This window comes from Microscilla marina ATCC 23134, from assembly GCF_000169175.1.
GTDB lineage: Bacteria > Bacteroidota > Bacteroidia > Cytophagales > Microscillaceae > Microscilla > Microscilla marina.
Genome location: NZ_AAWS01000060.1, coordinates 1 through 26801, shown reverse-complemented (window position 1 = coordinate 26801; position 26801 = coordinate 1). Strand labels below are relative to the sequence as shown.

The following is a 26801-nucleotide window of genomic DNA, read 5'->3' as shown; positions in this document are numbered from 1 at the left end:
CAAAAAAAATCCCGGATAAAGCCTGTACTTTATCCGGGAATCAATTCCTACCATTTTATGTAATGCTTAGTGCTTTTCAAAACGTCGTTGCACCGTAAACTGGCGGTTGCTCAACTTGATAATATACACCCCGGAGGCAAGGTCATTTACCCTCAATGACCATTGACGACTACCACGCGCCCAACGTCCTTGTTTGACCGTTTGCCCCGACACATTCACTACCTCCCACTTGATGTCCTCGGTCAGGCTTTTGGCAGACCCATTGGCAGGAAAGGAGATGTTTAATTGATCGGCAGCCGGGTTGGGAAATATGCTCCACTTACCTGATTTCAAATCATCTACAACTCCAGTTACCTGATTTTCATCATTGACATCGTTTTCACGGCCGTTTGCCAGCACATCGCTTACCTCAGCCTGGTATATTTCGTTGGTTTCATAATCTGCCACAAACACCACCACCCGCAGGTGATTGGGCGAAAGCCCTGTTACAGCACTGTAGTTCCAGGTTTCGTTCAATGTTTGGCTATCGCCTACCACCCAAGACTGGGCCCGGAAGGTACCTGCTGCATCGGGCAACATTTTGCGTACTGCATTGTAGTAGTTATTGCCCTCAATGTTAACAGTGTCTTCTATCACGGCAATGTGCATGACTACCTTGCGGTCAAGTGCTTCGATGGCGTTTATAGTAGCCGAAACAGTCAAGGTGCCATTGGTGGCTGTAGGTTGGCTTATATTAATTAAGAAAGGAGCCGCGCGTAAAGTACGCTGAGCAAAAGCCGTGTCTACCCAGGTACCGGCATAACTCCCGGTAATTGACTCATCTCTTACTTGCCCGTCAAGGGTGGGGCGGGGTACTTCACGTATGCCATAGTGAAACGCCCGGCCACTGGGGTCTTTTGGGTTTTGGTTATTGATCACGTCATTGCCAGGAAAAGCCGTATGGTAATGAATATTAATCGCCTCGGCTTTGCTGCTGGCATACGTGTGGGTGGTGGCATCCAGGGTAGCGGCGTTGGTGGTGGCCTGATTGATAAAGTACTCCATCAACACCAGGCGGTTTCGGTTAGTAATCTGAAAGTTATCAAAAGCAAACCCATCATACTTTGCTTTTGGGTTATTATCAGCGTTACTACCAAAAGCTACTCTAAACCTTAACAATCTGGTAGTTAAATTGGCAGCATCCATGCGCTGCAGTACACCATCTAAACCAAAGCGCGCTGTCTTCCAACCCAAGGCAGGGTTTGTACTTTGTGCATTGCCTGACCAACCCTGTCCGTCGCCATTATCAATAGTAAAATCATTGCCTGGTTTACCTAGAATAGGACGAGAATTGTACCAATCTAAGCCTTGGTTTTGTTGCCCAACTCTAAACCAGGTTTTACCATCATCTATGGTATACAATAATACCACTCCATCATCTCCCAGGTCAGTATCTACCCAATAATCAAACGATACCATAGGCCGATTCAAAGTAGTAATATTAAAGCAAGGACTTTCTACGTACGATTGTTCGTTGGCATTGTAGTTGGCTACAGTATCAGTTTTAGCTGGGTTGTTGCTATTATCAGTTACCCAGGCATTGCCTTTATCAGCTGGAATATGTTGGGCAAGGCCAGCCGGAGTTTTGAGCTGCCAACTTGAGCTATCTTTTTTTACACCAGCGACTACTACATTTCCATTGGCTATCCAACCAGCTCGTCCTCCCGAAAAATCTTCGTTATAGGGACTCGTAGGGGTAACAATCACCCCAGGAAATATGTCTACCCGTTTGCGAATGGTATGTGATGATCTGCCATCGTCAGTAGTTACAGTAAGGGTTACCCGGTAAGTACCAATGTTGGTGTAAGTATGGGCAGGGTTTTGAGCAGTAGAAGTGCTACCGTCGCCAAAGTCCCAAGCCCAACTGGTAAAGTTATCTGTTGAAGAACTTGATTGATCAGTAAACTGGGTAGGGCTCCCTTGACATAAACCAGTAAAATCAAAGTTTACCACATAACTTTTGGTAAAACTTACTACACATCCCCCTCCGTTAAAGGCTTGAATAGTATAGGTATTTAAAATACTATTGGTGTTCACGTCCAACTTTTTCAATGCCACAATGGTATCAGCGGTGGTTCCATCAGCAAAGTCCCAATTCCATTTCCATAAAGGGTCTACCCCATCAGCCGTAGCAGTATACTTAATTTCGGCTATGTTTTCCTCTTTAAAAGTGGTCACCTTTAGATTTTGAGGAGCAGATAACAATTGAAAAGTAACAGTATCGCTCACGCCATTACAGTTATTGTCATCCAGGTAGTTGTAAGTGATATGATAAATACCTACCCCACTCAAATCGGTAGTAGAGTTAATGCCTGTACCCACAATGTTTTTATCAAACAAACTTGGACTGTCTTGCCAAACTCTGAAAAAACCCTTCCCTGGCAACAGAGGTGGGCGGTTATTTACCAATGGTTCTAATGGTATGACTCCTACATCCTCACAAAATTGTTGGTTTTTACTAATGCCATTAAAAGATGGTGCAGGGGGAGTATGAATAATTAAAGACGAAGTAATACGTGACTCACATAAATAAGTGGCTGTTTCTTTATGCACAAAGGTAACGTCATAAGTACCTGCACTAAGTTTTGAAGGGTCTAGTTGATCCTCATCTAACACAAAGGGAGTACCTGCAGGCAGAAGTCTTAGCTCAATATAATCATTAGAGGCTTTTAGCAACGTTACAGTGGTTTCCGGGTTGGCTCCCACAGTTACTTTACCCGTGAGTGTAACTGCTGGCTCATTTTGACAATATTTTGCGGCCAAACCATCTAATACTAAAGTAGGCTTGGCTTCTATGGTCAGGTTGCGTGGTCCCACTACATTAGAACACGCTCCATCGGTATACACATAAGTAATGGTATGGACACCTACATTAAGTGTACTCAGGTCAATAAAGTTTTGTCCATTAGGTTGAGGGTTTCCATCAATGGTAAAAAAGCCTTTTGTAGACTCAAATATAGTCACTGGTACCCCTCCAATAGTAGGAGCTAACTGAAGCATATTACCTACATCGTTGCAATAGGTGTTGAGGGTAATATCTTTAAAATCGGTGTTGGCTGGTGATGTTACCTTGATAGTTACCGAAGGTGACTCATCTGAACACACATTGGTATACTTAAACTTGATAACATGGGTACCTGCGCCTAGCTCTTGAGGGTTAAAAGTACGGTTGGCATTGTCAAGCCTTGCGTCTCCATCTGCTATATTTGCTCCGTTGAGCACAAAAGTTACCTTATCGGTCAATACATTTGCCCCATCTTTCAGCGTAAAAGGAATGTTTGTATTATTATTATCACAATACCCACCTGGATTAAGTGCGGCCTGATCAATCACTAAGTTAAGTGCTTTAAAAATATTGACAGTAGTAGTAGAAGTTTTTATTTGTGGTCCCCCCAAAGTACAAGTATGCGTGGCTGTTACAGTAAGTTCAACCGCTTGGGGAGCTGAGGGAACTGCAGTAGGGTTAAAAGTATAACTACTCACCGATGTACTAGGGCTACCTGACAACATGCCAGGGACATTGCAACTGACTGCATAGGTAACAGCAGTAGAGGCACAAGGAAATGTATTTTTCAATTCGGTTTTGGCAGCATTAATATTTAGGGTAAAAACTGACCTTTGTTCACATATATTGGGGTTGGTAATGTTAGTAAAGAGGGGTTGAGCAGCTTGTACGGTAATTGTTTTGGTATTAAACGCCCAACAGTCGCCTACCCTATACCTATAGGTAACATCGTATGGATTACCTTCGGTAAGAGAAGACGTATTGAATTCATAAGAATTTGGACCAACTTGTATTACTCCCTCTCCTTCAAAACGCTCTTCATCCCGGCTTGCTCCGTTGTTGCTTGCGGTCAATGGAATGGCGTTCCCTTTGGTCACTGCCGATGCCGCATTGATATTGGGAATTGTTGGTTTTGTCACCACAGTAAATGTTTTTGGGTTTGTCCAGTTGATACAGCCCGTAGAGTTAACCTTGCCTCTTACCCTTATTTCATACGTTCCTGCGGCAAAAACATCAGCATTAGATGTAAAAGTACCTGCGGCAGCGTCTACTGCTCCATAAGTAGTAGCATTGACATAGGATCCTCCTGAAGGCCTTATTTGGAAGGTGTATACATCGGAGGTGGGGCTAGAGGCAGTGTACCCAATCGTACCATCAGAACATATTTGGTTGCTTGCCAAGTTGAGGGTAAGAAAAACATCAGGAATAGGGTGTACGGTAACTGTCACTGTTTTGACCGTGCTGTAGCAACCATTGTGTTCCCGGCGGACATAATAAGTAAGGGTAGCAGCCGTGGTGGGGTTTACCCCAATCAAATCATTGCTGCCATCGCCTTCGGTACCATTGAGTACGGTTACCTCGTTTCCAGTGGCTACCTGGGTGGTGAGGGCAAAGTCGGAGTACCAATTGGTGGTACCTGCACCTGCACTTACATTGAATTTGTCGGTCGCCTCAAAAGTAGCACCTGCACATATATCTACATTGGTTAGCCCGGTAAAAGTAACATCAGCGGGAGCATCTTTGGAGCCATATTTGGCAAAACGAGTAGTGTTGGCATTTGGAACACCACCTGCCCCAGCCTCAGTCAGCCCAGTGAAAACCCCATCAGTAGTAGCTGTTCCAGCATATAAAAACTCCTCCGCTACTGCTGTATTGGATAAGGCTTTTACTTGCAAGCCCGAAATAGTAATGGCATCTAATTTATCATTCCCTAATAAACTAAAAGTGATATCAAAGTAATAGACAGATCCTGGGCTAACATCAGTAGTGCTGATAGAGGTAATATTGGTGCCCGAAGTATTGGCAGTTACACTGACTGAACCGGGGCCGGTTTTGAACTCAAAATTGGTGGCGTTGGCGGTTCTTACCCTAAGAGTAATCACCATACTTTCACTATCATCTCCACCTGGAGGTGTATAAGTAAAACTATCGTTGGTGGTTTCGTAGAGGGTGATGTTGGGCAAGGTCACAAACTGCCCGTCTTTGCAGAGGGCGGCGGCTCCGGTAAAGTCGGGGGCGGTAATGACGACATTGCCCGCCACGGCAGTGGGTTTGAGGGGGGGTAAAAAATCAGCCGAGGGCAAGGTTGGTAACTCAGGGGAGCCTACCACTGGGGGGGTTGCCCGCCATAAAGCCGACCAGGTAGCCGGAGGGTTTTGTAGCCATAGCCCTATGATACCCACCAGGGCAAGTAAGGTAAAAGATGCCTGTGTTTTGGATAAAGTCAACGTTTTCATATATGCAAAAATAATAAACAATAAAGATGATTTAATAAATTGATTGCTTAAGGTAAATCATTGTACCCCACCCCTAGATGGGGTGGGGTGGCCTAAAGTAACCCCTTGTTTTTAAGGAATGCGGAGCCAACAAGCGTTACTTCAAATATACTACATTTGGGGCAATGAAACGGACAAAGTTTGGCGGTTTTTATTGTCCAGGTAAGTTTTGCCCCCAACCTCCACCCTTTGCCCCAGCGGCTCTTCTGGGGTGGGCGTTGCTGCCGGATGTCCTTGAACCACTGGTTATCAAGGGGTTGGGCAACCACTCCCTTCTACTGACTGATAGTCAGTGCTTTGAGGGCATGGGCAAAGGGTGGGCGGCAAAATAAAGTACGCAGTCAACCCAAGGGCGTTCGCTTGTGGTGGCGCAAGCCAGGGGTGAAGACGGTCGGGTAAGTTAAAAAAGCCAAAAAAAAGTATGAAATTTCACGAAAGGCGTATCTTTGTAGGTAGGAAACAAAATTAATCAAACCTAAATACTAAATAAAGTATGCAACGAACAAAATTCTACAACGCACAAAGGTTATGGAGTATCTTGATGGCACTGTGCCTGCTGGCTCCCCTACAACTGACCGCCCAAACTACTTTGGTGCTCAAAGACTCTTTAGGCAATGTAACCGATGGTACAGGCAACGGAGAGTTTAACGCCCCTCAAGGTATCCTGTTTAATGCTGATGGCAGCTTTTGGGTATCAGAAGGAATAAATGATCGGGTACAAAAGTTCGACAAAGACGGCAATTATGTCTCCCAGTTTGGGGGGTCAGGAACCACCAACGGAAAACTAGAATTTCCTTATTGGCTGGCTAAAGACAGTCAGGGAAATATTTTTGTAACTGATGGTAGTAATCATCGAATCCAAAAGTTTGACAAAGACGGCAATTATCTATCTCAATTCGGCACCAATGGTAATGGTGATGGTCAGTTTAATACTCCTAGAGCAATTGTGATAGATGCTTCAGACAATATCTATGTAGTAGACTTTAATAACAACCGAGTACAAAAGTTTGATAAAAATGGTACGTATCAATCTCAATTTGGCGGCGCAGGCACCACTGACGGAAAGTTTTCTGGTCCCGATGGCATGGTGATGGATGCAAGCGGAAACCTGTATGTGGTAGATAGAAATAACGATAGAATACAGAAGTTTGACAAAGATGGGACGTTTTTGAGCAAATTTGGCAGCACAGGTACAGGAGACGCTCAATTTACCAAGCCCGCAGGCATTGCCATTGACAAGGATGGCTTCATCTATGTATCGGATGATGACAACAGTAACGATTACATCAAAGTTTTTAAAAGCGATGGCACTTTTGTAAAAAAGTTCAACTCGAACAATGCAGGTGGAACTACTAAAAGTGAACGCCAACTACACTTTGATGCTAATGGACAACTTTATATAAGTGATCCTCTTGAAGACAGAATCAGAATAATGGCTCCCGCCCAGGAAATCAATCTCAAAGCAGGCACGGTAGCCATAGCTTCGGGTAGTACGGTAGATTTTGGCAGTGTGGTAGTGAGCCAGTCGAGCGATAAAACTTTCACTATTGAGAATTTGGGCGGCATAGATTTGACTTTGAGTGGTACTTCGGGTAGCCAGGTGGCAGTGAGTGGTACCAATGCCACCGACTTTGTAGTGACCCAAACCAGTGTAACCGATAAAATTGCGGGCTTTAGCAATGTAACGTTTAGCGTAAGCTACAAACCTGCCGGGTTGGGCAGCAGCACCGCCACTTTGACCATTGGCAGCAACGATGCCGACGAAGGCACGTATACGATCAACCTCACGGGCACCGCTACCAGCAATGTAACCGGGGTGAGCCCCGATTTGAAGGAGGGTATTTTGACGGTGGGTCCTAACCCTACCCAAGGCAAGGTACGCTTAAGCATTGAGGGCAAAGCTTCTAACAAGGTAAGCTACCAGGTGGTAAATATGCAGGGACAAACCGTGGCGAAGGGTGTGCCCCACAAAGGAAGCATTGATATGGGCCAGTTGCCCGCGGGGAACTATGTGTTGCTGTTGCAAATTGGCGAAGAAAAGGTAGCCCGTAGAATTCAAAAAAAATAGGCTAAATTAGTTATATGGTTTTATAGTTTTATGGTTCGCGAAGCGGGGCTTTTTAACACTAAAGCCACGGACTTCCGCCACTTGTTGCTTGAAGCTTGTCCCTTGAAGCTTGAAAGCTATAAAAACTATCACCCAAAAGAAATTTAACTCATGAAAAGAACACATCTATTTTTAGTATTGGTGGCTATGGTGGCCGTTTTTTCTCAAAGTTGCAAAAAGAAGAATGATGACAATGGGCCTGTCATTGAAAATACCGAATTGCTGAAAGCCTGGAAGGTGAGCAATGCCCTGGAGGGCACCCTGGATGTAACGGCTGAGTTTAGCCAATACCGCCTGACCCTTGCCAACGATGGCACCACCAAGAGCTATACCTTGGTCGATCGTTCGGGTACGTCTACTACGGGTACCTGGGCTTTGTCTACCGACAAAACCAGCTTGACCCTTACCCCTTCTACCGGAACTGCCATTACCTATAGTGCGGTGAGCTTTAGTGCAACTGAGCTTAAGTACCAGGGCAGTACTACGGGCAAAGGTGGTTCGGTGACCATCAACTTTACGCTGGTGCCTGCCTAGGCAATGGTATAAAACATAGTGCTGACCGCTTGTCTTTGAGTAGACAGGCGGTTTTTTTATGGGCTTGTGTTTATGCGCTTATTGCGCAGGGGTGAGTTTTTAGGGTAAAAGTGAGCAATATATTAAACAAAATGTTTATATTTGAAGATAAAATGCAAAGTCGCTCCAATAACAATGGGTAGGCGACAGTTTTTGGCAACCCACCGCACGGTTTAGCCGTGAAAACAAGGTGGATTTTCGGAAAAAAATATTTACCTTAAAATCAAATACTATAAATAAGTTATGGAACACAAACAAGCACAAAACGAACAAGATCAAACCTCCCAAAACCAAGTACCTCAACAACAGCGTCGTACCAATGACTCTCACAAAAGTAAACACAAGACCCACAAGGCAAAGCAAGACCCGGTACCTTCCAAGTACAGAAACAAAGCCTCTTTAAACAATGCTGTGGTACAACGCAAAGAGGAGGAAGAGGCAATAAAAGCAAGAGGGAAAACTGCCCAACACGAGATAAGAATAGACAAAATAAGTAAAACACTCACGGTGGCTGTAGTAGATGTAGTGCAACCCAACGACTCGCCCTGGGTATATGCAGTTACTTATTACCCCGATATGTCGCCTATAGACGGTTTGCGTAAAATATACTTATATAACTCGCCCTACAACCAGGTAATGCTGAGCGAGTACGGGATGAAACCTAAGTTTAGCGCCAATATGAAAACATTTGAAGAGTTTTGGCTCAAGCACAAAGCGGGGCTACAAACCGGGCAGGGCTACGACTGGAACATAGACCCTGGACAAAGGGTGTTTATCAATGTAAATAGCATAGGACTACAGCAGTTTGTAGAAATAGTAAAAAGCCAAAAAGATGACCGTTACCGCAAAGCTACTCCTTTTGAGGTTTGGCTCAGAAAACACGTAGACCTCAACGCTTGGGACGATTTGGTAAATATGGCGTATGATGATGCTGTACAAATGCTATTGCCACCTGCGGGCAAAGACCCTGACGGTGAGCCTAAGAAAGTTATTTACCCTTTAGATGCGGTGAACCGCAATAAAGCTCCCGAAGAGAAATATAACAAAATGTATTATGGAGAGGATATTTATGATGAAGATAAAATACAAGGAACAATAGTAAATAGTCACTTTGTTTTTAATGACGGCTATGTACCAAGCAACATTAAGGGGTTTTATCGTAGTATTTTGGGAAGAACAGACAATTCTGAGGTCAAGTATTTGTATTATCCTGTAACTCATCTAAAATCCAGTTATAAGTATATTCACTACCTTTATAAAGTAAAACAAACCCAAGCCGGTAAAATATCACGTAAGCAAATAATGGTTCCAGCCAATTTGGTGAAAAAACAAAGTAACTAATTAATTACAATGAAACATAGTATTTACATTCTATTAGCCTTTTTGGCTGTTACAACATTAAATAGTTGTAACAGCCCAAACCAACAACATCAATTAAGTGAGGCAGACAGCCTTAAGCAACTAATTCTAGATTTAAAAGATGCTAGCCATTTGCTGGAAGTGAATTTAGGACGGCAACTCCTGAGAGAAAAAAAGCATGGAGATATAATGCTTGAAAGGCCTGTGTTGGTACGTCACCGTAAGCATGGAGGATCGTTTTGGAAAGAAGTAGTAAGAATAAAAAAAACAAGCCATCAATTGAATGGCGAAATTATGCAGCTCCAACAAACATTGATTAAAAGATCTGGAGGGTTTAGTATTAAAACCCACTCGGTTATGTTTCCATTAGAAACAGAACAAGTACGGCTTTGCATGATCACAGAAAACAACGCAAATGTACTTAAATATCAGCTTGATAAATATGTAAAGTTTCTTAATGATAGATATGCTCGTTTAGGTGTTGGTAAGTTGCCATTACTTACTTTAACTAAAGATAAAGACTTTGCTCATACGTATTTTGACAATACGCCTGTCATATTGGCGTTGGCATACCTTACTCATTTTCAGAATATGGTAATTAACTATCAAAAAAAAGCTATTATACAAGTTATATCATACCTAACAGATGAAACAGCCCCATTATAACAAACAAAACTATTTTATAATATTGTATATATTTTTGGTAGGTACAACCATAAGTTGTATACCTGAAAATACTAAGAACTTTTCAAGTACGCTGTCTCAGGCACAAAAAAATAAGTTTAATGATACAATTACAGGATTAAAGCACAGGCTTGAAGTATTACAACATTTGTTGGTTACCCAAGTAATTGGTGACAGTCTTGCGCGAGTATCGTCACCAGAAATTGACCGCCTCAATAGGGTACTTCTACGTAGAATACACTACGTTTTCATAAAAGACTCATTAATGTATAAAAGTGAAAGACTTGTTAAGGAGCTGGAAACAATAAAAAAAATATTAGAAAAGAGCGCAGGAAAAGGAAAGGTTAATAATAACCTTAAAACACCCTATGAAATAGCAGTTGTAGAGCAACTTATGCTCAAAGAAGGGAGAGCTTATGCTTTAGAAAAAAAGCTAACCAATTATGTAAAATATATACATAAAGAATATGAACATTTTGATATACCTAAATTTCCTAAGATTATTATAAATAATCAGAAAATTGCTTTTTTTGAAAACCGCCCCCTAAAAAAACAACAAAATTTTGTACAAGCTTATTTTAGCAATACTCCAGTAATAGTAGCAATACTTCATATCACATACTTTCAGGCAATGATAATTAGGTATCGTGACGAAGTAATTAATTATATGGTATTACGTTTATTAGACCCAAAATAAAAGCAAGATCACGCAGTGGCTCAAGTAGTCGCTGCGTTTTTTTGTGGTAAACATTATCAATGCTTGCTCAACCTGCACCCGCAGGCAAAGACCCTGATGGTGAGCCTAAGAAAGTTATTTACCCTTTAGATGCGGTGAACCGCAATAAAGCTCCCGAAGAGAAGTATAATAAGATGTACTATGGAGAGGATATTTATGATGAAGATAAAGCCCAAGGAACAATAATGGAGGATCACTTTATCTTTAATGATGGTTATATTGCAAGCAAAACAAAAGGTTTTTATAGGAAGATGTCAGAAGGTTTAGAAGATTCTGAGGTAAAGCATTTATACTACCCTGTTATAAAACAAGTATCTAACTATAAAGTAATTTATTACCTCTATAAGGTTAAGCGAACTCAGGCAGGAAAAATCTCACGCAATCAGATAATGACCTTGGATAATTTAGTAATTAAACGAAGTAACTAGAAATGATAATAAAAAAATATATAACATGTTTTTGTATATTCTTGTGTTTAAGTGCGTGTGGATACTCACAGAAAGATATTGACCTACAGACCAAAGTAGATTCTTTAACAAGATTAACACAAGTAACTAAAAAAACCATAGTTCATCTACATAATGAACTATTGGTATCTGTAACCCGAAATAATAGTAAGTTATTAGGTTTACAGCCTGTAATAACAGACGTTTTGAAAAAATACAAAAAATATCCTGTGCTAAGAAAAAAGATTCTTTTGCTACATACACACACAGTGTCACCATTAATAGCTAAAATAAAAGTAATAGAACAAACATTAATAAAAAGAGCTGGTGGAGGGATAAGTATAAAGAATCATTCATTAATAACACCTATGCAAAAAGTAGAGGTTACCCAATGTATGATTAAAGAAAAAAACGCCTACAAATTAGAAGAATGGCTCAATGATTATGTAACGTTTCTTAATACCAAATACAAAAAATTTGGCATTCCTAAACTACCTATAATTGCACGAACTAATCACAAAAATGCATTATATATGAATGACATTACAATGCGTCAAAAAGATTTTGCCCACGCTTATTTCGAAAATACTCCAGTGATTTTGGCTGTGATTTACCTTAAGCATTTCCGAAACACTATACTTCGCTACGAAGAAGAGGTGATTAAGTACATGATTTTAAGTTTAGTAGATAAGAAGTAGAAGCCCTGGGGCAATGGCTCCCGAAAGACTGACTTCTATATTTAGCGGTAAAAACACCATAAGTGCCACCGATATGCTGCTACTACTGGCTCAAGACCTGCCCGAAGGCGACCAGGAAAACAGCACCCACGGCACCACCGACTGGCGCAAAGCGTCTACCAACGACCAAAACAAGGCAGGCAAGGGCAAAGCCGCTGCCCGCACCCGCCAGGAGGCAACGGGAGACACGGTAGTGGGCAAGGGCAAAACCAGCCCCACCAAACCCCAAGACAAGCACGGCAACGGCAACCGCGAGGAGGTAATGAAGGTAGTTTTTGCGAACCTCCACGCCAAAGCCTTGTGGCAAACGATGCTCGCTGAGGCGATTTTACGGGGAACCCACGACGCTTTTTTTGCCGAGTTTACCCTGCAACACGCCCAGGCGTTGGTACGTATTGCCCAAAAGTATGGCGATGAGCTGGACATCAGCAAAACCGCCCGGGAGTATAGCCAAGCTGCCCAAAAAACCACTAAAGGCACGATGGACGACTACCTGGCGAAGCTAGAGGGGGCTTGTGCCCGCACCCTGGACCCTAGCATAAAAAAGGGCAAAGAAGATGACCCCAAGGTAGACCGCGAAAATCAACACGTGGTGCACGATAAAGGGTTGGAGAAGGAGAAGGGGAAGTTTGAAGGAATCGCTGAGGAAGCTCGAAGTATACCCACTAGTGTAGTGAGTGCTAAACCAGATTCAGGGCGTTATATGGTAGATGAAATAGGAAATGCTAATTACTCGGTAGGTTCTACCCTTAGTTTAAGGTTTGTAGGAACCTACCAAGGTAAAAGTGCACGTTTTGAAAAAGTTGTGGTAACTATAGTAGCTCCTCCAAAAACGGTAAAAGGGGTAAAATATGTAAAAGTGACTTATGCCTATGACCAATACATACAACCAGAAGGGAGAGCCCAAAAAATATACTTTAAAAAAGATGATACCAAAACCTTTTATGTAAAGATTAACTAACACTTATATGTTGAGAATAAATATTATATGCTGTTTTTTATGGGCAATGCCTTTAGGGGTGTTTGCCCAAATGCCTTCTGGGAGGTTTAGTTTTCATTTAGACCCAGAACTTGAGCACCGCCAAGGGAGAGCCTTTAAAGAAGAAAAGTATTATAAAAACGGCAAACTCGATAGTGTATACCGCAAGTGGGATGCCGCTACCGGGCAAAAACTGACCGAAGGCTATTATGTGGCGGGCAAACGCCACGGCGAATGGACAGAATGGTTGAGCAATACTCAACGCCACAACTATATGCGCTTTACCTATGCACACGATACCCTCAAAAAGTTGTATGAGTACTTTGGTTGGGCAAATGCCCAAAATGATTCCATCAAAAGCAGAGAATACTTTTACATCTTTGAAACTAACCCTGATAATTTTTCTTTGCATACCATTAGTTGGAGCAGAGATATTACAGGGAAAAAAACGAAGAAGAGTATGTGATAATTAAGGATAAAGTACATTTAGAAAGCAAAAAACGTAAAGTATGGGATAAAGGCATTCCTTGGAAGCAAGAATGGACAGTAAAACAATACGACAAAAACGGCAAAAGCTTAGGACACAAGCGTCACGGGCATTGGATACTTTGGAACGAAGACGGTACCCTGCAACAAGAGACTTGGTATGACATGGGCAAGCTGCTACGGCAAAAGCGGTATGAGGGGGACCAATTGGTAGAGGATAAGAGGTTTTAAAAAAACACAAAAGCTCCTCGTAGTGGGGGAGTTTTTTTATGCCCAAAAGCGTGGCAATAAGCTAGACCTTGGTCAAGTAGCGCGCCAATATGAAAACATTTGAAGAGTTTTGGCTCAAGCACAAAGCGGGGCTACAAACCGGGCAGGGCTACGACTGGAACATAGACCCTGGGCAAAGGGTGTTGATCAATGCTAAAACCGTTAGCTTTGAACGCATAAAAGAGCTTGAAAAGCAGAAGATAGAGGATGGCCGCTACCGCGACGCTACTCCTTGGGAGGTTTGGCTTAGAAAAAACATAGATATCAACGCTTGGAAAGACTTGGTTGACATGGCGTATGATGATGCGGTACAAATACTATTGCCACCTGCGGGCAAAGACCCTGACGGTGAGCCTAAGAAAGTTATTTACCCTTTAGATGCGGTGAACCGCCATGAAAGACCTGAGGAGAAGTATAACAAGACCTATTATGGGGAGGAGCTATACTTATTAGATCAACAGGGTAGCATAGGTTCGTCCACAAGTATCAGCGAACATCCTATATTTCAAGGAACAAGTTCAGGGATTTACGATAGAAAATATACTTTAAGTAAACATAAAGGATATTATTATGATCGTGAAGACCCCGAACAAAAATATTGTTATTATCCAATAGCATTAATAAAAACCAACCATCACCGGGTATTTTACCTTTATAGATTTCAGGCTAGTGCAATTGGCACAATGACAGGTAAGAAAATACTACAAACCAAACAGCCATTTAAACAACTCACAGTCACAAAAAAATAACTATTTATGAATCTAACCTATAAAATACACCTTTTTTATATTATTCTCTGTTGCCTTTTTGGTTGTACTGTTTCGCAACCAACAACCGATAAAAAAGTGCCTAAGTTAAACAAAGAGCAATTGTTAAGTATTATTTACAAACATAACAATGTATTGTCTTATAATACCTCCATAGGTAAAAAGTGGTCAGATAACACTTATGCTTTTGTGAGAAAGTACTTTAAAGATAAACCAAAGTTAATAACGAAGTACACAAGCTTAAAAAAAAGGACGACTGAACAAATCACGTTTATTGATAAATTAATTCATCAGCTTGTAAAAAAGGCAGGCAATGGAATTAACCCTGATACAGAGCAAATAGTAAACCCTTATGAAGAAGCATTAGTTGAAAAAGTAATGTTAAAGGAACGTCAAGCTTTTGATTTAGAAAAAAGACTTAATGAATATACTGATTTTATTAATCAAGAATTTGATTACTTTAAACTTTCGAAACTAACCACAAACTATCAAAGAAATCTTCGTTATAAGCTTTTACCCAGCCATAAGAAAGAAGACTTTGTAAATGCTTATTTTAAAAACACCCCTCTAATACTTGCTTTATCACACTTGCAGCTTCTACAAAACAACATCCTTCGCTACGAAGAAGAGGTGATTAAGTACATGATTTTAAGTTTAGTAGATAAGAAGTAGAAGCCCTGGCGTTTTTGCTGGCTTGGGCAATGGCTCCCGAAAGACTAACTTCTATATTTAGCGGCAAAAGCTCGTCAGACGGCACTGCCTTGCTTAGCTTGATGGTGCAAGACCGCATGGAAGGCGACAAGACCCATAGCGTAAACGGCACCACCGACATACACAAATCGAGCCAGCACGGTACCAGTAAAAAGGTGTTGGGTGGGGTTACTACCGACAACCCCAATGCCCACCGTAATGACCAAGGCAAACGCAAGATCGTGTTTAACAAAAAAGCCGAAGCACAGAAAAAAGGCAATGGCAAAATAGCCCAACTACTAAAAATACTGGACACCCAACCCCAGGCAAGAAAACTATGGGGCGCCATGTTGGCAAATGCGGTATTGGAGGGGCGGCACACCTCGCTTATGAAAGAGTTTACCGCGCAACACGCCCACGAATTGGTACGTATTGCCCAACGGTATGGCAGCAAGCTCGACCTTATAGAAGTAACCAACAAGCATAACCGAGCCACCACTGGTAAAGGCATTACCATGAACGACTACCTGGAAAAACTGGAAGGGGCTTGTGCCCGCACCCTGAACCCTGATATAAAACAAGGCGAAAAAGGCGCCCCCAAGGTAGACCGCGAAAATCAACACGTGGTGCACGATAAAGGGTTGGAGAAGGAGAAGGGGAAGTTTGAAGGAATCGCTGAGGAAGCTCGAAGTATACCCACTAGTGTAGTGAGTGCTAAACCAGATTCAGGGCGTTATATGGTAGATGAAATAGGAAATGCTAATTACTCGGTAGGTTCTACCCTTAGTTTAAGGTTTGTAGGAACCTACCAAGGTAAAAGTGCACGTTTTGAAAAAGTTGTGGTAACTATAGTAGCTCCTCCAAAAACGGTAAAAGGGGTAAAATATGTAAAAGTGACTTATGCCTATGACCAATACATACAACCAGAAGGGAGAGCCCAAAAAATATACTTTAAAAAAGATGATACCAAAACCTTTTATGTAAAGATTAACTAACACTTATATGTTGAGAATAAATATTATATGCTGTTTTTTATGGGCAATGCCTTTAGGGGTGTTTGCCCAAATGCCTTCTGGGAGGTTTAGTTTTCATTTAGACCCAGAACTTGAGCACCGCCAAGGGAGAGCCTTTAAAGAAGAAAAGTATTATAAAAACGGCAAACTCGATAGTGTATACCGCAAGTGGGATGCCGCTACCGGGCAAAAACTGACCGAAGGCTATTATGTGGCGGGCAAACGCCACGGCGAATGGACAGAATGGTTGAGCAATACTCAACGCCACAACTATATGCGCTTTACCTATGCACACGATACCCTCAAAAAGTTGTATGAGTACTTTGGTTGGGCAAATGCCCAAAATGATTCCATCAAAAGCAGAGAATACTTTTACATCTTTGAAACTAACCCTGATAATTTTTCTTTGCATACCATTAGTTGGAGCAGAGATATTATAGGGAAAAAAAACGAAGAAGAGTATGTGATAATTAAGGATAAAGTACATTTAGAAAGCAAAAAACGTAAAGTATGGGATAAAGGCATTCCTTGGAAGCAAGAATGGACAGTAAAACAATACGACAAAAACGGCAAAAGCTTAGGACACAAGCGTCACGGGCATTGGATACTTTGGAACGAAGACGGTACCCTGCAACAAGAGACTTGGTATGACATGGGCAAGCTATTGCGGCAAAAGCGGTATGAGGGGGGCCAGTTGGTAGAGGATAAGAGGTTTTAAAAAAACACAAAAGCTCCTCGTAGTGGGGGAGTTTTTTTATGCCCAAAAGCGTGGCAATAAGCTAGACCTTGGTCAAGTAGCGCGCCAATATGAAAACATTTGAAGAATTTTGGCTCAAGCACAAAGCGGGGCTACAAACCGGGCAGGGCTACGACTGGAACATAGACCCTGGGCAAAGGGTGTTGATCAATGCTAAAACCGTTAGCTTTGAACGCATAAAAGAGCTTGAAAAGCAGAAGATAGAGGATGGCCGATACCGCGACGCTACTCCTTGGGAGGTTTGGCTTAGAAAAAACATAGATATCAACGCTTGGAAAGACTTGGTTGACATGGCGTATGATGATGCGGTACAAATACTATTGCCACCTGCGGGCAAAGACCCTGATGGTGAGCCTAAGAAAATTATTTACCCCTTGGATGCGGTGAACCGCCATGAAAGACCTGAGGAGAAGTATAACAAGACCTATTATGGGGAGGATATTTATAAGTTAGAGCAAGGAAATGCTTATTTAGAAAGCCTGGCAAGGTTTAACCCTGTTTTTACGGAGCATGGAATTTATCAAAGGTCGTATGTGCCTAGTACAATTAAAGGATTTTATTATAACAGAGAAAAAGCAGATGATCAGTCAGAAGCAAAGCATCTTTATTATCCAATAAGCATTATAATAAGTAATAAAAGATCAATACATAAAATCTACAGAGTCCGAAAAGAGCAAGCTACTAATATGTCTAAATCTGCTATTATGACTCCAACTAACTTATTTAAAGAAGTAAAAAAGTAACCGATGAAATATTTTATTAAGTATGCATTATTAATGGTGGTTTGTGGATGCTCTAATTCTCAAACAAGTAATAAACTACCACATAATGACTCTAGTAAGTTACAGCAATTAATAGAGGTTGTAGATCATTTAGATTATTTATCTAAAAAAAATATAACTCAAGGAAAACAAATGGCAGATGAAAGCCTTTCATTTTTAGTAAAAAAAGATTTTAAGGCTGTGTACCCTCAACAATGGAAGAAACTAATAATATTGAAAAAGAAAACAAATTCTTTAATGGCTAAAATTGAAAGCATAAAATATCAATTAGAAAACAGTGCTGGGGGTAATTATGGGGCAAGTCATAAATTAAAAAAACCATTGGCTACTGTAGAAGTAAATACCATAATGATTCAAAATAAGGTAGGGTATCAACTGGAAAAGGTATTAAATAATTATGTGTCTTTTCTAAATACAGAGTATAGAGATTCAGGTTTAAAGCCTTTCCCTTTAATTGCTTTAGGCAATGCAAAAAACTATTTATACAACAATGACTCTAAAAAACAAAATCAAGATTTTGCACACGCTCACTTCCATCATACACCTGTACTTGTAGCTACTATGTACTTGACCTGTTTCCAAAATACTGTTCTCCGCTACGAAGAAGAGGTGATTAAGTACATGATTTTAAGTTTAGTAGATAAGAAGTAGAAGCCCTGGGGCAATGGCTCCCGAAAGACTGACTTCTATATTTAGCGGCAAAAGTTCGTCAGACGGTACTGCCTTGCTTAGCTTGATGGTGCAAGACCGTATGGAAGGCGACAAAACCCATAGCGTAAACGGCACCACCGACATACACAAATCGAGCCAACACGGTACCAGCAAAGAGGTGTTGGGTGGGGTTACTACCGACAACCCCAATGCCCACCGCAATGACCAAGGCAAACGCAAGATCGTGTTTAACAAAAAAGCCGAAGCACAGAAAAAAGGCAATGGCAAAATAGCCCAACTACTAAAAATACTGGACACCCAACCCCAGGCAAGAAAACTATGGGGCGCCATGTTGGCAAATGCGGTATTGGAGGGGCGGCACACCTCGCTTATGAAAGAGTTTACCGCGCAACACGCCCACGAATTGGTACGTATTGCCCAACGGTATGGCAGCAAGCTCGACCTTATAGAAGTAACCAACAAGCATAACCGAGCCACCACTGGTAAAGGCATTACCATGAACGACTACCTGGAAAAACTGGAAGGGGCTTGTGCCCGCACCCTGAACCCTGATATAAAACAAGGCGAAAAAGGCGCCCCCAAAGTAGACCGCGAAAACCAACACGTGGTGCACGATAAGGGGTTGGAGAAGGAGAAGGGGAAGCTGGAGGGTAGGGCAAACAAGATAGAAGTATTCCTAAAAATACTATCAGCCATAAACCTAAAGGACGCTATATTATAGAGATAGTGCAAGACTCATCTTATGCTATAGGTTCAGAGCTTATACTTAGGTTTTATGGTACTTATCATGGACAAAAGGCGGATTTTAATGGGATAAGGGCGGTAGTGGCAGAAGCACCAAAAACTGTAAAAGGGGTGCGTTATGTACGGGTAAGGTTTCCTTATGACCAAGCAGTAACGATTAAAGGAACAAATAAAAGTGTGTATTTTACCACCGATTTAGGCAAGTTTTATGTCAAGATTAACTAGAGAAGAACAATGAATTATATCAAAATAAACAATTATGCTTTATGTATGCTGTTGTGGTTTTTGCCCTTGGGGGCAAAAGCCCAACGCTCCATAGAGTTCACCTGGCAAAAAGAGCAGGAACACCGGGCAGACAAACAATATACCGAAGAAAAACACTATAAAAAAGGGAAACTACACGGGGTATATAAAAAACTGGATGCCCAAGGTAACCTCGTAACCAAGGGGTGCTATGTGGCGGGCAAACGCCACGGCAAGTGGTGGGAACTCATGACCATGTATGCAAGCTATCATTATATAGAGTATAACTACAAACACGGTATAATAACAGAAATATTTGATTACAGTGCTTGGGGCAAAAATAAAGATTCACCTAAAAGGATTGAAGACCATTACATTTTACAGCCTGACGCAAGAAATTACACGGTGCACGAAATATACTGGGATGGAAAGCCAATAGGGAAAAAACAAGAGTTGTAAGGGCTGGAATAACTATTAATATAAAACGCAAAGTTTGGGACAAAGGCATTCCCTGGAAGCAACAGTGGACTATACTTAAGACTGATAAAAACGGCAAAAGCCTAGGGCACAAGAAGCACGGGCATTGGATACTTTGGAACGAAGACGGCACCCTGCAACAAGAGACTTGGTATGACATGGGCAAGCTGCTACGGCAAAAGCGGTATGAGGGGGGCCAATTGGTAGAGGATAAGAGGTTTTAAAAAAACACAAAAGCTCCTCGTAATTGGAGAGTTTTGATGTAAAAATTAAATGACCTGTGTATGTATAGAATCAATATCATATTATGCTTTTTATGGGCAGTGCCGTTTGGGGCATTTGCCCAAAGACCTTCTAGTAAGCTTGATCTAAAATTAGAACTTGAGCACCGCCAAGGGAGAGCCTTTAAAGAAGAAAAGTATTATAAAAATGGTAAGCTAGATAGTGTATACCGCAAGTGGGACGTCGCCACTGGGCAAAAACTCACTGAGGGCTACTATATAGAAGGCAAACGCCACGGGGAATGGACGGAGTGGCTCAGCAATACCCAACGCCACAACTATATGCGCTTTACTTATGCGCATGACACCCTTAAAAAGTTGTATCATTATTATGGTTGGGCAAGCTCTAAAAATGATTCAATTAAAAGCCATGAATACTTATATAAATTTGACCCTAACGGGAAAAAATATATTGAGCATAGGATTAGTTGGAGTCGTGAGTACATAGGGAAAAAAACGAAGAGTTGATAATGGTGATAAAAAATAATCATCATGTAGAAAGCAGAAAACGCAAAGTTTGGGATAAGGGCATTCCCTGGAAACAAGAGTGGACGGTAAAACAATACGACAAAAACGGCAAAAGCTTAGGGCACAAACGCCACGGGCATTGGAAACTTTGGAACGAAGACGGCACCCTACAACAAGAGACTTGGTATGACATGGGCAAGCTGCTACGGCAAAAGCGGTATGAGGGGGGCCAATTGGTAGAGGATAAGAGGTTTTAAAAAAACACAAAAGCTCCTCGTAGTGGGGGAGTTTTTTTATGCCCAAAAGCGTGGCAATAAGCTAGACACTATATTTACAAGATTGAGGCAAAACAAGCAGGAAGTATGTCTCGAAGTCAAGTAATGAATAGGCAACATCTACCCCACCTTACTGTTTTTTCGCCTCGGTTTGTGTCTTCACAACCGAGTTTACGAGTCCTTAGATGCCGATGAATATCGGTGCTCAGCAAAGCTAAATCGCTCCATAGCAGCGCCTGGAAACAGTGCTTTTCAAGGTTTCGATCAGCGCGTGAAGACACCATAGCCGTCAGGCTAATTTTTTTTTCACTCCGTAAAACATCTTTCAGTGACCAAGTTTTGGCGATTCGATCAGCGCGTGGGGACACTCGCTGAGGCGATGACGTTATTTTTGAGTGAATTTTCTACATTTTTTATTATACTTCTCTTAACCTGACGGCTATGGTGAAGACACGCGCTGAGGCGATGACGGTGCTCTACAGACTATTGATATTTGAACGCTGGCAAATATTTTCAGCCTATTTAATTGATAAAGTATATATATCCTCCCAAATTGCAGACTGGTATTTACTCCATCAGCATTAATTTTTGTAATACATTGGCAACACTCTTCGACGAACCTCAGAAATTCCCCCTGGCAGAGCGCTTACGACCTCAAACCCTGGCACAATACCAGGGACAGGCACACCTGGTGGGCAAAAATGGTGTCATCAGTAAACTGCTCCAGTCAGACAAAGTACCCTCTATGATTTTGTGGGGGCCTCCAGGGGTGGGCAAAACTACCCTGGCCCGCTTGATAGGCAACCATGTCAAAACACCTTTTTTTACCCTTAGTGCCATCAACTCAGGCGTAAAAGAGGTGCGTCAAGTCATAGAAAAAGCCAAAACCAGGGCGGGCAGTATTTTATTTATAGACGAGATTCACCGTTTTAACAAAGCACAACAAGATGCGTTGCTGGGTGCCGTAGAGACTGGACTGATTACGTTGATAGGAGCCACTACCGAAAACCCTTCTTTTGAGGTGATTTCGGCGCTACAATCGCGTTGTCAGATATATATATTGCAACCGCTCTCGCCCGAAACCTTGGTAGAAATGCTGGAAAATGCCCAAAAACAAGATGAATGGCTCAAAAAGTTGAATATAAAACTGAAAGAAACTGAAGCTTTGCTCAACTTGTCGGGAGGCGATGCCCGTCGTTTGCTCAATTTGTTTGAACTGGTAGTAAGTGCTTTTCCGGCAAACCAGGACCCCTTGGTGATCACCAATGAGTGGGTGCTGAGTACCGCACAGCAAAAAACAGTGCGGTATGACAAAACCGGTGAACAACATTATGACATTGTATCGGCTTTTATCAAGTCTATCAGGGGTAGCGACCCCAACGCGGCAGTATACTGGCTTGCCCGTATGATAGAGGGGGGCGAAGATCCTAAATTTATTGCCCGCAGGCTGGTCATATCGGCGTCAGAAGACATAGGCAATGCCAACCCCACGGCTTTAGTCATCGCTACCAATTGTTTTCAGGCGGTTACTATGGTGGGTTACCCCGAAGCTGAAATTATATTGGCACAAGCCACTACTTACCTGGCAGCGTCTGCCAAGAGCAACGCCAGTTATATGTCTATCAAAAAAGCAAAAGAATTGGTGCGTAAAAAAGGCGATTTACCCATTCCATTGCATTTGCGTAATGCCCCTACTCAGCTCATGAGAGAACAAGGCTATGGCAAGGGCTACCAGTATGCCCACGACTACCCGCACAACTTTAGCCCGCAGGAATATTTGCCTGAGGCAATTGCCCATACTACGTTGTATGACCCTGGACAAAATGCCAGAGAAAATGAGCTAAGGAAACGTTTGAAAAATTTATGGCAAGACAAATACGGGTACTAATACTTAATCAGGTATTAAATCACATGCCCCTTGTTTTTAACATCGTGTTCAAAACTCTGGGGGTAAAATGGTAGTTTTTAGGCATATTTTTTTTACCTTGTATGTCTTAGTAAAACGACAAAAATAATTTAACCGCAGGCTTTCGGTCAAACTCTGCGCAGCTAATCCATTAAACTTCGTCTCTGATCGTTGTAATTCTGCAATCGGAGATTCCACAAGGCAGCACAAATAGGTACTGCCATCTTTTAGATTACTTTATTTTTTCCATTTTACTTACTTGGTCAATTAGAAAATACACGGTTTATGAGTTTAAAGGGAAGATCGCTTTGCCATAATCATAAGGTAAACCAAGGGTGTTTGCTGGTGTTATTTTTTATTTTGCACACTGTTTCTACATCAATGGCACAAATGCCTTCTGGTAGTTGGGAACGTGTCAAAGACCTGCACAAGGGTACATTGGTGGTGCATTACCTGGCCAATCAGCCTTTTATTTATCAAGATAAAAACACCCAACAACTTACTGGTATAGAGTATGACTTACTCCAAAGTTTTACCCGGTACCTACTCCACCAACACCAGGTGTCGCTTACCCTTGACTTTCAGTCTGCCCCTTCTCTTGCCGCACTTTATAACCAAATAAAAAATACTCCCGTAGACCAGGCAGTTTTGGGCGTTTCGTCTTTTTCTATCACTCCACAACGCATACACGAAGTAGGCTTTACTATGCCCTATTGCCCCGATATAGAGGTGCTCATTAGCAACTCGGCGGTACCAGGTGTCAATAATGTGGCTGACTTTCAAGAGGTAATGAGTGATTTTACCGCACTTTATATCGACCAAAGCAGTTTGCAAGAAAACCTTGATACCATCAAAAAACTCATCACAGGACTTAAAACCGAAGCCGTGCCCAGTTCTGACAATATACTACAACGGATAAGCACAGAAATAGACAAGTTTGGTTATATAGAACTGCCCAAGTATTTGCAGGGGCTAAAGCAAGGACTCAAGATCAAGCGTCAGGGCGTATTTAGGGTAGATAGAGAGGGCTACACGATGATTTTCCCTAAAGGCAGCGATTGGGTAACCCCACTGAATGACTACCTTAAAAGCGATGTATTTAAACAAAAGCTACCTGTTTTGTTGGAAAAACATTTGGGCAAGGATGTTCAGGAACTGTTGATTAAAGCAAAAACCAAGGTGAGTATGGAGAACAACTCAGGGATATTGAGAGTGGAGAAAAGGTTAAAAACGCTGGAACTTCAAAAAAAGGAGATTGAACATAAACGAGACCGTTTGTATATCAAAATTTTTATTGTAGGCCTGGGGTTCGCAGCTATCATTATGGCATTGTTGTTTAGAAACAATTGGCAAAAACAAAAAATTAATAGTTTGCTACAGCAACAAAAGAAAGAGATTGAAAAACAGAAAAATGATTTAGCTGAAAAAAACGAACAAATACTTCAGCAAAAAGAGGAGATAGAACAACAACGCGACGATGTAATTGCCAAAAATGTAGAGATAGAACAGCGGCGTGAAGAGCTCAATAAGTTGAACCAAGTAAAAGACCGACTTTTTTCTATAGTTTCGCACGATTTGCGTAGCCCACTAAATAGCCTCAAGGGCACCCTGGCTTTGATGGAAATGGGGGCATTGGCAAAAGACGAAATGCAGTATTTTACCGGAGAGCTCAATAAAGAGCTTTCTTATGTTTTGGAGTTGTTGGAAAACCTGCTCAAATGGGCAAAAGCTCAAATGGAGGGGATTGAACCTCATTTCGAAAAAATTAACCTACACGCATTGGTCAAAAGCAATATAGGCTTGCTACAACCCATTGCTGATAAAAAGCAAGTTGCCCTGATAAACCAGGTAGCTGCCGAAACTACCGCCTGGGGCGACGAAGAAATGATAAAACTGGTGGTGAGGAACTTGCTTAGTAATGCCATTAAGTTTACTAAAGAATCGGGTACAATCGAGGTAACCACAAAAATAGTAGAAAACATGCTTGAAGTAGCAATTGCAGACAGTGGGGTGGGCATTAGTGCCCAACAACAAGCACAATTGTTCAATACAGATACTCACTTTAGTACCCAAGGTACCAACCACGAAAAGGGTACAGGCCTGGGCTTGTTGATATGCAAAGAGTTTATAGAAAAAAACAATGGGCGTATTTGGGTAGAAAGCCAACCCGACAAGGGGAGTACGTTCAAGTTTACACTGCAACAAAAAAACTAAAAAAACACCTTGCTGATTGCTCACCTAAGCATTGGCAACCCTACGACTCATTAAAAATACCTATTGCATAGTGTTCAGATATTTTATACCATTACATATCATCGTTATTTGTTTGTGCCTAAGCACGGTGGTTCAGGCACAAACCCTTCGGATCACCCAGCTTAAGAAGCAGCTCAATGCTACTCGTAATAATGACCACGCCCGTACCAATCTACTTATTGCGCTCTCGCGGGCGTACCTGCGCACCTCCCCTGCCAATGCACGACAATATGCCGAACGTGCCTTTAGCACTGCCAAACGAGCCAAGTTTGCTCAAGGAGTAGGGCGTGCGCTTAATCAAATGGGCCTGGTGTCTTTTCAGGTAGATGACTACGCCAAGGCGGTCAGTTATTTTTTGAAAGCATTGAATATCAACGAGCAATTGGGCTATAAAAATGGCATTGCCGATACGTATGGTTACCTGGCGCGGGTATACGCCCAACAACGAAGTTATGAACAGGCCATTGGGTATCATTTTAAAGCATTGAAGCTCAGGACTGCCCTCAAAGACCCCGCAGGTGCCGCCAGCACTTACAACAATTTGGGGCTTCTGCACAACCAGCTTAAGAAATACAACAAAGCCATTGATTTTTATACCCAATCGCTGCTTATTCAGCAAAAGCTGGGCAACCAACAAGGCATGGCCATTACTTACAACAACATTGGTGAACTCTATAACCAACAACGCAATTATCCAAATGCTTTGTACTATTTTATAAAATCGCTGCAAATAAAAAAGCGGTTGAAAAACCTACCTGGTGAGGCGGTAACGTTGAGCAATATTGGCAATATTTATTACCAAACAGGACAGTATTCGCTGGCGGTCAATTCATTGCTCAAAGCACTCCAGATAAGGCAGCGGCTCAATGACAACCGACGCATTGCCAGTACTTGTAACAACCTGGGCAGGGTATTGGCCCAACAACAACGTTACAGCACTGCTATTCAGTATTATACACAAGCACTACAGCTTGCCAAAACAATCAAAGCCCACGCTATAGTAGCCAATGCGTACGAGGGGCTTGCCATTACCTACCATCGTATGGGTGAGCACGACCAGGCTTTTGCCCATCACCGCAAGTTTGCCCAAATGAAGGATGTCATTTTCGACGAGCAAACCAGTAAACGTATCAGTCGATTGCAGGCGCGTTACGACGCCCAAAAAAAACTAGACAAGTTGGCATTGCTCAACAAAGAAAACCAGCTTAAGCAAGACGAAATAGCCAAACAACGCTTATTACGCAATTCGTTTATTGGTATTTCGTTTTTGGTCATTGTGTTGGCTTTTGTGCTGTACCGCAACAACCGTAAAGAGAGAATATCGGGCGAGGTGTTTGCCCATAAAACCAAAGAAATAGAGCGCAAAAACCAAGAGATTGCATTGAAAAACCGGGCTTTGCAACGCCACAAAAACCTGATTGAAAATAAGAATAAAAGCATTATCGATAGTCTTACTTATGCCCGTCATATTCAATCGGTCATATTGCCTACCTCTCAGGAAATTGGCAATTTTTTGCCTCATCACTTTATTTTTTATAAACCCCGTGACATTGTCAGTGGCGATTTTTATTACTTTGCTCTGGTCAGGCATAAGTACGTATTGGCAGTGGTAGACTGTACCGGACACGGGGTACCAGGGGCGTTTATGAGCCTGATTGGTAATAACCTGCTCAACCAGGTGGTAAAGGAGCAAAGAGAAACCGATCCAGGCAAAATACTGGATAAAATGCACGCTGGAGTGATTAATATATTGAAACAGAAAACTACTGATAACCAT

At 42.0% G+C, this 26801-nt stretch carries 26 protein-coding genes; 25 read left to right on the top strand and 1 reads right to left on the bottom strand.

What is annotated here, in order from left to right; all coding sequences use genetic code 11:
* Positions 1–66: 66 nt before the first annotated feature.
* A complete protein-coding gene (locus M23134_RS42665; protein WP_002704039.1) occupies positions 67–5280 on the bottom strand; it encodes a T9SS type A sorting domain-containing protein in 5214 nt (1737 codons plus the stop codon).
* A gap of 164 nt (positions 5281–5444) precedes the next feature.
* Here M23134_RS42665 and M23134_RS32425 point away from each other — a divergent pair, with 164 nt between their 5' ends.
* From M23134_RS32425 to M23134_RS32305, 25 genes are all read left to right on the top strand, one after another.
* Positions 5445–5651, top strand: coding sequence for a hypothetical protein (locus tag M23134_RS32425; protein WP_002704037.1), 207 nt, complete (start codon positions 5445–5447; stop codon positions 5649–5651).
* A 161-nt stretch (positions 5652–5812) separates the two neighbouring features.
* Positions 5813–7387 carry a choice-of-anchor D domain-containing protein gene (locus M23134_RS39275; RefSeq protein ID WP_082226754.1) on the top strand — a complete coding sequence of 525 codons (1575 nt, stop codon included), beginning with the start codon at positions 5813–5815 and terminating at the stop codon, positions 7385–7387.
* Positions 7388–7537: 150 nt separating this feature from the next.
* Entirely contained in the window at positions 7538–7960 is a 423-nt protein-coding gene (locus M23134_RS32415; protein WP_002704032.1) for a lipocalin family protein, read from the top strand.
* Positions 7961–8242: 282 nt separating this feature from the next.
* Entirely contained in the window at positions 8243–9340 is a 1098-nt protein-coding gene (locus M23134_RS42335; protein WP_002704030.1) for a hypothetical protein, read from the top strand.
* A 9-nt stretch (positions 9341–9349) separates the two neighbouring features.
* Positions 9350–10024 (top strand): hypothetical protein, encoded by a 675-nt coding sequence (locus M23134_RS32405; RefSeq protein WP_002704026.1) that lies wholly within the window; start codon positions 9350–9352, stop codon positions 10022–10024.
* Positions 10005–10739 (top strand): hypothetical protein, encoded by a 735-nt coding sequence (locus M23134_RS32400; protein ID WP_045114792.1) that lies wholly within the window; start codon positions 10005–10007, stop codon positions 10737–10739. Before M23134_RS32405 ends, M23134_RS32400 begins: the two co-directional genes overlap by 20 nt.
* 59 nt (positions 10740–10798) lie before the next feature.
* Entirely contained in the window at positions 10799–11206 is a 408-nt protein-coding gene (locus M23134_RS32395) for a hypothetical protein (RefSeq protein ID WP_002704022.1), read from the top strand.
* A 2-nt stretch (positions 11207–11208) separates the two neighbouring features.
* On the top strand, positions 11209–11922 hold the full coding sequence (locus M23134_RS32390; protein ID WP_045114791.1) for a hypothetical protein: 714 nt from the start codon (positions 11209–11211) through the stop codon (positions 11920–11922).
* Positions 11923–11935: 13 nt separating this feature from the next.
* Entirely contained in the window at positions 11936–12922 is a 987-nt protein-coding gene (locus M23134_RS42330) for a hypothetical protein (RefSeq protein ID WP_002704018.1), read from the top strand.
* A gap of 7 nt (positions 12923–12929) precedes the next feature.
* Entirely contained in the window at positions 12930–13406 is a 477-nt protein-coding gene (locus M23134_RS32380) for a toxin-antitoxin system YwqK family antitoxin (protein ID WP_002704017.1), read from the top strand.
* Complete coding sequence (locus tag M23134_RS32375) at positions 13403–13657, top strand: hypothetical protein (RefSeq protein ID WP_002704015.1); 255 nt, start codon at positions 13403–13405, stop codon at positions 13655–13657. Before M23134_RS32380 ends, M23134_RS32375 begins: the two co-directional genes overlap by 4 nt.
* Positions 13658–13746: 89 nt before the next feature.
* Positions 13747–14445: a hypothetical protein gene (locus M23134_RS32370; RefSeq protein WP_002704014.1), complete on the top strand. Its 699-nt coding sequence runs from the start codon at positions 13747–13749 to the stop codon at positions 14443–14445.
* A 6-nt stretch (positions 14446–14451) separates the two neighbouring features.
* Complete coding sequence (locus tag M23134_RS32365) at positions 14452–15135, top strand: hypothetical protein (RefSeq protein WP_002704012.1); 684 nt, start codon at positions 14452–14454, stop codon at positions 15133–15135.
* 29 nt (positions 15136–15164) lie between these two features.
* The gene (locus tag M23134_RS42325; RefSeq protein ID WP_045114790.1) at positions 15165–16148 is read left to right on the top strand and encodes a hypothetical protein; all 984 of its coding nucleotides are present in this window, start codon (positions 15165–15167) and stop codon (positions 16146–16148) included.
* A 7-nt stretch (positions 16149–16155) separates the two neighbouring features.
* Positions 16156–16884: a toxin-antitoxin system YwqK family antitoxin gene (locus M23134_RS42320; RefSeq protein WP_002704008.1), complete on the top strand. Its 729-nt coding sequence runs from the start codon at positions 16156–16158 to the stop codon at positions 16882–16884.
* A gap of 89 nt (positions 16885–16973) precedes the next feature.
* Positions 16974–17666, top strand: a complete 693-nt coding sequence (locus M23134_RS32350; protein WP_002704000.1) for a hypothetical protein — start codon at positions 16974–16976, stop codon at positions 17664–17666.
* A 3-nt stretch (positions 17667–17669) separates the two neighbouring features.
* Entirely contained in the window at positions 17670–18356 is a 687-nt protein-coding gene (locus tag M23134_RS32345) for a hypothetical protein (RefSeq protein ID WP_045114788.1), read from the top strand.
* Positions 18357–18369: 13 nt separating this feature from the next.
* Positions 18370–19098 carry a hypothetical protein gene (locus M23134_RS32340; protein WP_002703997.1) on the top strand — a complete coding sequence of 243 codons (729 nt, stop codon included), beginning with the start codon at positions 18370–18372 and terminating at the stop codon, positions 19096–19098.
* A gap of 5 nt (positions 19099–19103) precedes the next feature.
* Complete coding sequence (locus tag M23134_RS42315) at positions 19104–19346, top strand: hypothetical protein (protein ID WP_002703995.1); 243 nt, start codon at positions 19104–19106, stop codon at positions 19344–19346.
* A gap of 9 nt (positions 19347–19355) precedes the next feature.
* Positions 19356–19823 carry a toxin-antitoxin system YwqK family antitoxin gene (locus M23134_RS32330; RefSeq protein ID WP_002703993.1) on the top strand — a complete coding sequence of 156 codons (468 nt, stop codon included), beginning with the start codon at positions 19356–19358 and terminating at the stop codon, positions 19821–19823.
* Positions 19824–20125: 302 nt separating this feature from the next.
* Positions 20126–20590, top strand: a complete 465-nt coding sequence (locus M23134_RS32325; RefSeq protein WP_002703991.1) for a toxin-antitoxin system YwqK family antitoxin — start codon at positions 20126–20128, stop codon at positions 20588–20590.
* A gap of 2 nt (positions 20591–20592) precedes the next feature.
* Complete coding sequence (locus M23134_RS32320) at positions 20593–20847, top strand: hypothetical protein (protein WP_002703989.1); 255 nt, start codon at positions 20593–20595, stop codon at positions 20845–20847.
* A gap of 616 nt (positions 20848–21463) precedes the next feature.
* Positions 21464–22753 carry a replication-associated recombination protein A gene (locus tag M23134_RS32315; protein ID WP_002703987.1) on the top strand — a complete coding sequence of 430 codons (1290 nt, stop codon included), beginning with the start codon at positions 21464–21466 and terminating at the stop codon, positions 22751–22753.
* A gap of 303 nt (positions 22754–23056) precedes the next feature.
* Positions 23057–24985: an ATP-binding protein gene (locus tag M23134_RS39270; protein WP_053337436.1), complete on the top strand. Its 1929-nt coding sequence runs from the start codon at positions 23057–23059 to the stop codon at positions 24983–24985.
* 70 nt (positions 24986–25055) lie between these two features.
* The coding region (locus tag M23134_RS32305) for a tetratricopeptide repeat protein (protein WP_157558757.1) at positions 25056–26801 on the top strand (1746 nt) is incomplete at its 3' end.

Coding starts and splice junctions, on each gene's coding strand:
- M23134_RS32405 (WP_002704026.1), top strand. CDS start 9,350: ATGAAACATAGTATTTACATTCTATTAGCCTTTTTGGCTGTTACAACA.
- M23134_RS39275 (WP_082226754.1), top strand. CDS start 5,813: ATGCAACGAACAAAATTCTACAACGCACAAAGGTTATGGAGTATCTTG.
- M23134_RS32380 (WP_002704017.1), top strand. CDS start 12,930: ATGTTGAGAATAAATATTATATGCTGTTTTTTATGGGCAATGCCTTTA.
- M23134_RS32365 (WP_002704012.1), top strand. CDS start 14,452: ATGAATCTAACCTATAAAATACACCTTTTTTATATTATTCTCTGTTGC.
- M23134_RS42665 (WP_002704039.1), bottom strand. CDS start 5,280: ATGAAAACGTTGACTTTATCCAAAACACAGGCATCTTTTACCTTACTT.
- M23134_RS32395 (WP_002704022.1), top strand. CDS start 10,799: ATGCTTGCTCAACCTGCACCCGCAGGCAAAGACCCTGATGGTGAGCCT.
- M23134_RS32330 (WP_002703993.1), top strand. CDS start 19,356: ATGAATTATATCAAAATAAACAATTATGCTTTATGTATGCTGTTGTGG.
- M23134_RS42335 (WP_002704030.1), top strand. CDS start 8,243: ATGGAACACAAACAAGCACAAAACGAACAAGATCAAACCTCCCAAAAC.
- M23134_RS32340 (WP_002703997.1), top strand. CDS start 18,370: ATGGCTCCCGAAAGACTGACTTCTATATTTAGCGGCAAAAGTTCGTCA.
- M23134_RS32370 (WP_002704014.1), top strand. CDS start 13,747: ATGAAAACATTTGAAGAGTTTTGGCTCAAGCACAAAGCGGGGCTACAA.
- M23134_RS32325 (WP_002703991.1), top strand. CDS start 20,126: ATGTATAGAATCAATATCATATTATGCTTTTTATGGGCAGTGCCGTTT.
- M23134_RS32350 (WP_002704000.1), top strand. CDS start 16,974: ATGAAAACATTTGAAGAATTTTGGCTCAAGCACAAAGCGGGGCTACAA.
- M23134_RS42325 (WP_045114790.1), top strand. CDS start 15,165: ATGGCTCCCGAAAGACTAACTTCTATATTTAGCGGCAAAAGCTCGTCA.
- M23134_RS32425 (WP_002704037.1), top strand. CDS start 5,445: ATGAAACGGACAAAGTTTGGCGGTTTTTATTGTCCAGGTAAGTTTTGC.
- M23134_RS39270 (WP_053337436.1), top strand. CDS start 23,057: ATGAGTTTAAAGGGAAGATCGCTTTGCCATAATCATAAGGTAAACCAA.
- M23134_RS42320 (WP_002704008.1), top strand. CDS start 16,156: ATGTTGAGAATAAATATTATATGCTGTTTTTTATGGGCAATGCCTTTA.
- M23134_RS42330 (WP_002704018.1), top strand. CDS start 11,936: ATGGCTCCCGAAAGACTGACTTCTATATTTAGCGGTAAAAACACCATA.
- M23134_RS32400 (WP_045114792.1), top strand. CDS start 10,005: ATGAAACAGCCCCATTATAACAAACAAAACTATTTTATAATATTGTAT.
- M23134_RS32345 (WP_045114788.1), top strand. CDS start 17,670: ATGAAATATTTTATTAAGTATGCATTATTAATGGTGGTTTGTGGATGC.
- M23134_RS32320 (WP_002703989.1), top strand. CDS start 20,593: ATGGTGATAAAAAATAATCATCATGTAGAAAGCAGAAAACGCAAAGTT.
- M23134_RS32415 (WP_002704032.1), top strand. CDS start 7,538: ATGAAAAGAACACATCTATTTTTAGTATTGGTGGCTATGGTGGCCGTT.
- M23134_RS32390 (WP_045114791.1), top strand. CDS start 11,209: ATGATAATAAAAAAATATATAACATGTTTTTGTATATTCTTGTGTTTA.